General features: G+C 59.0%; 7 protein-coding genes. 5 read left to right on the forward strand and 2 right to left on the reverse strand.

The window, feature by feature from the left end; all coding sequences use genetic code 11:
- Nucleotides 1–123 precede the first annotated feature (123 nt).
- The 5 genes from ACIPIZ_RS10020 to ACIPIZ_RS10040 all read left to right on the forward strand — a co-directional run bounded on the left by ACIPIZ_RS10020 (nucleotide 124) and on the right by ACIPIZ_RS10040 (nucleotide 4,102).
- Nucleotides 124–783: a FadR/GntR family transcriptional regulator gene (locus ACIPIZ_RS10020; protein WP_401165155.1), complete on the forward strand. Its 660-nt coding sequence runs from the start codon at nucleotides 124–126 to the stop codon at nucleotides 781–783.
- Nucleotides 773–2,077 carry a CynX/NimT family MFS transporter gene (locus ACIPIZ_RS10025; RefSeq protein WP_122853530.1) on the forward strand — a complete coding sequence of 435 codons (1,305 nt, stop codon included), beginning with the start codon at nucleotides 773–775 and terminating at the stop codon, nucleotides 2,075–2,077. The genes ACIPIZ_RS10020 and ACIPIZ_RS10025 overlap by 11 nt, the downstream gene beginning before the upstream one ends.
- A gap of 192 nt (nucleotides 2,078–2,269) precedes the next feature.
- The gene (locus ACIPIZ_RS10030) at nucleotides 2,270–2,740 is read left to right on the forward strand and encodes a nuclear transport factor 2 family protein (protein ID WP_401165157.1); all 471 of its coding nucleotides are present in this window, start codon (nucleotides 2,270–2,272) and stop codon (nucleotides 2,738–2,740) included.
- A gap of 39 nt (nucleotides 2,741–2,779) precedes the next feature.
- Nucleotides 2,780–3,082 carry a GIY-YIG nuclease family protein gene (locus ACIPIZ_RS10035; protein WP_008083651.1) on the forward strand — a complete coding sequence of 101 codons (303 nt, stop codon included), beginning with the start codon at nucleotides 2,780–2,782 and terminating at the stop codon, nucleotides 3,080–3,082.
- A gap of 84 nt (nucleotides 3,083–3,166) precedes the next feature.
- Nucleotides 3,167–4,102: a glutathione S-transferase family protein gene (locus ACIPIZ_RS10040; protein WP_401165158.1), complete on the forward strand. Its 936-nt coding sequence runs from the start codon at nucleotides 3,167–3,169 to the stop codon at nucleotides 4,100–4,102.
- 116 nt (nucleotides 4,103–4,218) lie between these two features.
- Here ACIPIZ_RS10040 and ACIPIZ_RS10045 read toward each other — a convergent pair whose 3' ends face one another.
- Together ACIPIZ_RS10045 and yejK are read right to left on the reverse strand one after the other, a co-directional pair.
- Complete coding sequence (locus ACIPIZ_RS10045; RefSeq protein WP_034154584.1) at nucleotides 4,219–4,569, reverse strand: glutaredoxin family protein; 351 nt, start codon at nucleotides 4,567–4,569, stop codon at nucleotides 4,219–4,221.
- A complete protein-coding gene (yejK, locus tag ACIPIZ_RS10050; protein WP_007909053.1) occupies nucleotides 4,569–5,573 on the reverse strand; it encodes a nucleoid-associated protein YejK in 1,005 nt (334 codons plus the stop codon). Before yejK ends, ACIPIZ_RS10045 begins: the two co-directional genes overlap by 1 nt.
- Between the last annotated feature and the right edge of the window lie 551 nt (nucleotides 5,574–6,124).

Below are 6,124 nucleotides of genomic sequence, written 5' to 3' on the forward strand. Positions count from 1 at the left end.
TTTTGACCAATCGAAAATACCGCTTCATGGGTCTCCGATTGACCCTAGGTGGTTGCCGTCCTACACGGGTCTGACTAACATGTCAGAAAATTCATCCTATGATTGGATGAAAGGGCGAATCCTATGTCAGACATTTCTCCACTCATCAAACGATCCCTGGTCGATCAGGCCTTGGATCAACTCCGTCAGCGCATCAACAGCGGTACCTGGCAAGTCGGCGAGCGTCTGCCGACCGAACCCGAGCTGTGCGCTGAGCTGGGCATCAGCCGCAACACCGTGCGTGAAGCCATGCGGGTGCTGGCGTTTTCCGGGCTGATCGAGATTCGTCAGGGCGACGGCAGTTATTTGCGCGCGCTGGTCGATCCGCTCGACACGCTGAAGGCGCTGTCGTGCTGCTCGCTGGATCAAGCGCGTGAAACCCGGCACATCCTCGAAGTCGAAGCCATCGGTTTGGCGGCATTGCGCCGCACCGATGAAGACCTCGCTGCGTTGCGCGAGGCCCTTGGCACCAGCGGCAGTCACTACCATGGCGACCTCGACACCTACATTGCCTGTGATCTGGTGTTCCACCGCCGGCTGGTCGACGCCGCGCACAACCCGACCCTCAGCGAGCTGTATCGCTATTTCTCCAGCATCGTCGGCGCGCAATTGCGCCAGACCCTGAACATCGTCCCGCGCCGTCAGGAAGTGTTCGACCTGCACATCGCGTTGCTCGATGCGGTCGAACAACGCGACCCGGAACGGGCCAAAGCCTTGTCGAGGCAGTTGATCAATGAACCTTGAAACCGAGAAATCCATGTCCCGCAGTGAGATATCCACAACCCCCAAACGCACAACGGAGCTTGAAGAGCTGCTGATCGATGCCGAGGCCGATGACGAGCAAGTGCAACAAAGCCATCCGCTGGTGCGCCGGCCCTGGCTGTTGCTGCTCGGCTTGATTCTGGTCGCGTTGAACCTGCGTCCGGCCCTGTCGAGCATGGCGCCGCTGCTCAGCGACGTGTCGAAAAGCCTCGGTCTGTCGGCGGCTCAGGCAGGATTGCTGACCACGCTGCCGGTGCTGTGCCTCGGTTTGTTCGCACCGCTGGCGCCGATTCTGGCGCGGCGTTTCGGTGCTGAACGTGTGGTGTTGGGGATTCTGCTGACACTGGCCGGCGGCATCATTTTGCGCAGCAGCTTTGGTGAAATCGGTCTGTTCGCCGGCAGCGTACTGGGCGGCGCGAGTATCGGCATCGTCGGCGTATTGCTGCCGGGCATCGTCAAACGCGACTTCGCCAAACACGCCGGCACCATGACCGGCGTCTACACCATGGCCCTGTGCCTGGGCGCGGCAATGGCGGCGGGCACGAGTGTGCCTCTAAGCGAGCATTTTGGCGGCGACTGGACAATTGGCCTGGGCTTCTGGGTCATCCCGGCGCTGGTGGCGGCGTTGTTCTGGCTGCCGCAGGTCGGCCAGAAACACGGCGCACACAATGCCGCCTATCGCGTGCGCGGTTTGCTGCGTGATCCGCTGGCCTGGCAGGTGACGTTGTACATGGGCCTGCAATCGTCGCTGGCGTACATCGTGTTCGGCTGGTTGCCGTCGATCCTCATCGGTCGTGGATTGACGCCGACTCAGGCAGGTCTGGTGTTGTCCGGTTCGGTGATTATCCAGCTCGCCAGTTCGCTGGCGGCGCCGTGGCTGGCGACCCGTGGCAAGGATCAGCGTCTGGCGATTGTCGTGGTCATGGCGTTGACCCTCGGTGGCCTGTTCGGCTGTCTCTATGCGCCGATCGAAGGTTTGTGGGGCTGGGCGATTCTGCTGGGTCTGGGGCAGGGCGGTACGTTCAGTCTGGCATTGACCCTGATCGTGTTGCGCTCACGCGATTCCCATGTTGCGGCGAACCTGTCGAGCATGTCTCAGGGCTTCGGTTACACGCTGGCGTCGATGGGGCCGTTCGCGGTCGGCGTGGTGCATGACTGGACCGGCGGCTGGAACGCGGTGGGCTGGATCTTCGGCATCATTGGCACAGGTGCGATCCTCGCCGGCCTCGGAGCCGGGCGTGCGCTGTACGTGCAAGTGCAGAGCGAAAGAATCTGACCCCTGTAGGAGCTGCGGCACGCTGCGATCTTTTGAATTTTATCCTTGGTAAATCAACATCAAAAGATCGCAGCGTGCCGCAGCTCCTACAGGAGTTTTGTGTGTTGCCGTATTCGGTGGGCGAATGCCGATAGTGTTTCCGCCCATTGCAGATTATCGTGCTGGCAATCTGTACCTATCTGGAGATTGCCCATGAGTGAAGTCCACGCCGAGTTGATCACCCGCTTCTACGAAGCCTTCCAGCGTCTGGATGCCGAGGCCATGGCCGCGTGCTATACCGACGACGTGGTGTTCAGCGACCCGGCCTTTGGCGAACTGCGCGGGCGCGATGCCGGCGACATGTGGCGCATGCTTACCACTCGGGCCAGGGATTTCTCGCTGACCTTCGACAACGTCCGCGCCGACGAGCGCAGCGGCGGAGCGCATTGGGTCGCGACTTACCTGTTCAGCCAGACCGGCAATATCGTCATCAATGATATCCAGGCGCGTTTCGTCTTCCGTGACGGCAGGATCTGCGAGCATCACGACCACTTCGATCTGTGGCGCTGGTCCCGTCAGGCACTGGGGTTCAAAGGCTTGCTGCTCGGCTGGACGCCGCTGGTACGCAATGCCGTGCGAGCGCAGGCGTTGAAGGGACTGAGGGCATTTCAGGCCAGTCGCTGATAAGATCGCCGCCTGTTTCCTACACGTTCTGATCCCGAAGTGACCAGCCTTAGCGAAAAATCTGTCGATGTTGCCGAGCCGGTGAGCAAATCCTGGTTCGTCTACCTCGTTCGCGCTGCCAATGGTTCGTTGTATTGCGGGATCAGCGACGATCCGGTGCGTCGTTTCGCCAAGCATCAAAGTGGCAAAGGCGCACGGTTCTTCCTCTCCAGCCCGGCCATGGCATTGGTTTACACTGAACTGTGCCGCGACAAAAGTGATGCGTTGCGCCAGGAACGGCTGATCAAAAAGTTGCGCAAGAGTGCCAAGGAATGTCTGGTCGCGTCTTATCAATCTGACTGATTGGTTCCCATCAGCCAGATCTGTAGGCTGCTAAGCAAATGCACGCTAAGCTGCCAGCTCACTATCTGAGCGGCGGAGCCGAGCATGTCCGAGTTGATTCTGCATCATTACCCGACCTCTCCATTTGCCGAGAAGGCCCGCCTGCTGCTGGGCTTCAAAGGCTTGTCGTGGCGCTCGGTACACATTTCGCCAGTGATGCCGAAACCTGATCTGACCGCCCTGACCGGCGGTTATCGCAAGACTCCGGTGCTGCAAATCGGCGCAGACATCTATTGCGACACTTCGCTGATCGCCCGTCGATTGGAGCAGGAAAAAGCCCTGCCGAGCTTCTTTCCTGAAGGTCAGGAAATGACCACCGCGAGTTTCGCCACCTGGGTTGATTCGGTGGTGTTCCAGCATGCCGTAAGTCTGGTATTCCAGCCGGAATCGGTGGCTGTGCGTTTCGCCAAGCTGCCACCGGAAGCGATCAAGGCGTTTATCGCCGACCGTGCAGGTCTGTTCTCGGGTGGCAGTGCCACGCGTTTATCCGCCGAACAGGCCAAGCATCAGTGGCCGACGATCATGGCGCGGCTGGAGCAGCAATTGCAGCGCGAGCAGGGTGACTTCCTGTTCGGTGAGCCGTCGATTGCCGACTTCGCACTGGCGCATCCAATGTGGTTCCTCAAGGCGACTCACGTCACGGCGCCGCTGGTGGATGAGTATCCGGCCGTTTCGGCGTGGTTGGGTCGAGTGCTGGGCTTTGGCCATGGCGCGGCGAGCGCGATGACTTCTGAGGAAGCACTGGAAGTGGCGCGCAATGCGATGCCGGCAGATTTGCCGAACGAGCAGTTCGTTGACCCAAACGGCTGCAAGGCTGGCCAGCAGGTGGCAATCTCGGCGACGGATTACGGGGTTGATCCGGTGGTGGGTGAGTTGTTGTTTGCCGGTCGCGAAGAGTTGATCATTCGTCGCGAGGACGAGCGTGGCGGCGTAGTGCATGTGCACTTCCCGCGTTTTGGTTTCCGCATCGAAGCCCGCTGATCTCTCAAGTCTGTAGCAAAACTTTGTAGGAGTGAGCCTGCTCGCGATAGCGGTGTGTCAATCGGCGGATTTATCGACTGAAACACCGCTATCGCGAGCAGGCTCACTCCTACAGGTTATTTCAGGGCAGCGAGGATTTCGTCCGGGTCAAACCCGCGAATCAACGTGCCGTTGACATCAATCAACGGAATCCCGCGTCCACCCAATGCCTCATACGCCTTGCGCGCCTCGGCATCCTTCTCGATATCGAACTCCTTGAAGGGAATTCCCTTGCTGTCGAGAAAGCGTTTGGTCTGCTTGCAGTAGCCGCACCAGTCGGTGGCGTAGAGCACGACATTGGCTTGCGCGCGCGTTTGCTCTGCAACCATTTGCGAAGGGTTGAACACCCGCTCGATCTTGCCCCAGTTCTGATAAACCACGACCACCAGCAGAACCAGCGCAACCTTCTTCAGCACATTGCCGAGCATCAGTTACGGCGCTTCAGCTGATCGGTGAGCGAGGTCGGCAGGCCCTTGATCACCAAGGTGCCGGCTTCTTCGTCGTACTCGATCTTCGAGCCCAGCAGGTGCGCTTCAAAACTGATCGACAGGCCCTCGGCACGGCCAGTGAAGCGGCGGAATTGATTCAAGGTGCGTTTGTCCGCCGGAATCTCTGGCGACAGGCCGTAATCCTTGTTGCGGATGTGATCGTAGAAGGCTTTCGGGCGCTCTTCGTCGATCAGCTCGGATAGTTCTTCCAGGCCCATGGGTTCGCCGAGTTTGGCCTGGCTGCTGGCGTAATCGACCAGGGTCTTGGTCTTCTCGCGGGCGGATTCTTCCGGCAAGTCTTCGCTCTCGACGAAGTCGCTGAAGGCCTTGAGCAGTGTGCGGGTTTCGCCGGGGCCGTCGACGCCTTCCTGGCAACCGATGAAGTCACGGAAGTATTCCGAGACCTTTTTGCCGTTCTTGCCCTTGATGAACGAGATGTATTGCTTGGACTGCTTGTTGTTCTGCCACTCGGAGACGTTGATGCGCGCCGCCAAGTGCAACTGACCGAGGTCGAGGTGGCGCGACGGGGTCACGTCCAGCTCATCGGTCACCGCCACGCCTTCGCTGTGGTGCAGCAGGGCGATCGCCAGGTAATCGGTCATGCCTTGCTGATAGTGGGCGAACAGCACGTGGCCGCCGACCGACAGGTTCGATTCTTCCATCAGCTTTTGCAAATGCTCGACCGCGACTTTGCTGAACGCGGTGAAGTCCTTGCCGCCTTCCATGTATTCCTTCAGCCAGCCACTGAACGGGAACGCACCGGATTCCGGATGGAACAGACCCCAGGCTTTGCCCTGTTTGGCGTTATAGCTCTCGTTGAGGTCGGCGAGCATGTTTTCGATGGCTGCAGACTCGGCCAGTTCCGTGTCACGGGCGTGCAGAACTGCGGGCGTGCCGTCGGGTTTTTTGTCGATCAGGTGGACGATGCAATGACGGATCGGCATGGGCTTCTCGGCTGTTGGAAGGGAGGAGGGCAGGCTCCCCCGAAAAAGCGCTAAGTGTACCCGAATCTCCGGTCGAGACTCTCTGTAGGAGCCGCCGAAGGCTGCGATCTTTTGATCTTGTTTTTTTCAAAAGCCAAATCAAAAGATCGCAGCCTTCGGCAGCTCCTGCATAACCGGGAAACTGTGTCGACGGCAGTATAAACGGGGGGTTGTAGGGCAAAACCGGGTCGTGCCGCCGGGCTTATGCAGTTTTTTACCGATTTAGAGCAATAAAGCTGACCAAATGGGTAGCTAGAGGCGGATATTTCCCCGTCTCTGTGCTAGTTTTGCCCGGTCTTACGCGAAGTCACTGCGTTAAGCGTGCAATCAGCATTTGTCAGGTCGAACCAAACCCTGATTTCGGCATCTATAACCCGACTCGTCGTGGTTATCGCCGAGGGTGCCAGATCCAGAAGATCGGGCTCGATGGCTGACACTGCACTCTGCAATCCATATGAATTTGATAGGGAAGGAACACTACATGGCTCTTACTAAAGACCAACTGATCGCCG

It is taken from the genome of Pseudomonas sp. NPDC087690 (assembly GCF_044743175.1).
GTDB lineage: Bacteria > Pseudomonadota > Gammaproteobacteria > Pseudomonadales > Pseudomonadaceae > Aquipseudomonas.

Bases quoted from the DNA above. Each gene is read 5' to 3' on its own strand.
- ACIPIZ_RS10020 (WP_401165155.1), top strand. From the start codon at position 124: ATGTCAGACATTTCTCCACTCATCAAACGATCCCTGGTCGATCAGGCC.
- ACIPIZ_RS10025 (WP_122853530.1), top strand. From the start codon at position 773: ATGAACCTTGAAACCGAGAAATCCATGTCCCGCAGTGAGATATCCACA.
- ACIPIZ_RS10030 (WP_401165157.1), top strand. From the start codon at position 2,270: ATGAGTGAAGTCCACGCCGAGTTGATCACCCGCTTCTACGAAGCCTTC.
- ACIPIZ_RS10040 (WP_401165158.1), top strand. From the start codon at position 3,167: ATGTCCGAGTTGATTCTGCATCATTACCCGACCTCTCCATTTGCCGAG.
- ACIPIZ_RS10045 (WP_034154584.1), bottom strand. From the start codon at position 4,569: ATGCTCGGCAATGTGCTGAAGAAGGTTGCGCTGGTTCTGCTGGTGGTC.
- yejK (WP_007909053.1), bottom strand. From the start codon at position 5,573: ATGCCGATCCGTCATTGCATCGTCCACCTGATCGACAAAAAACCCGAC.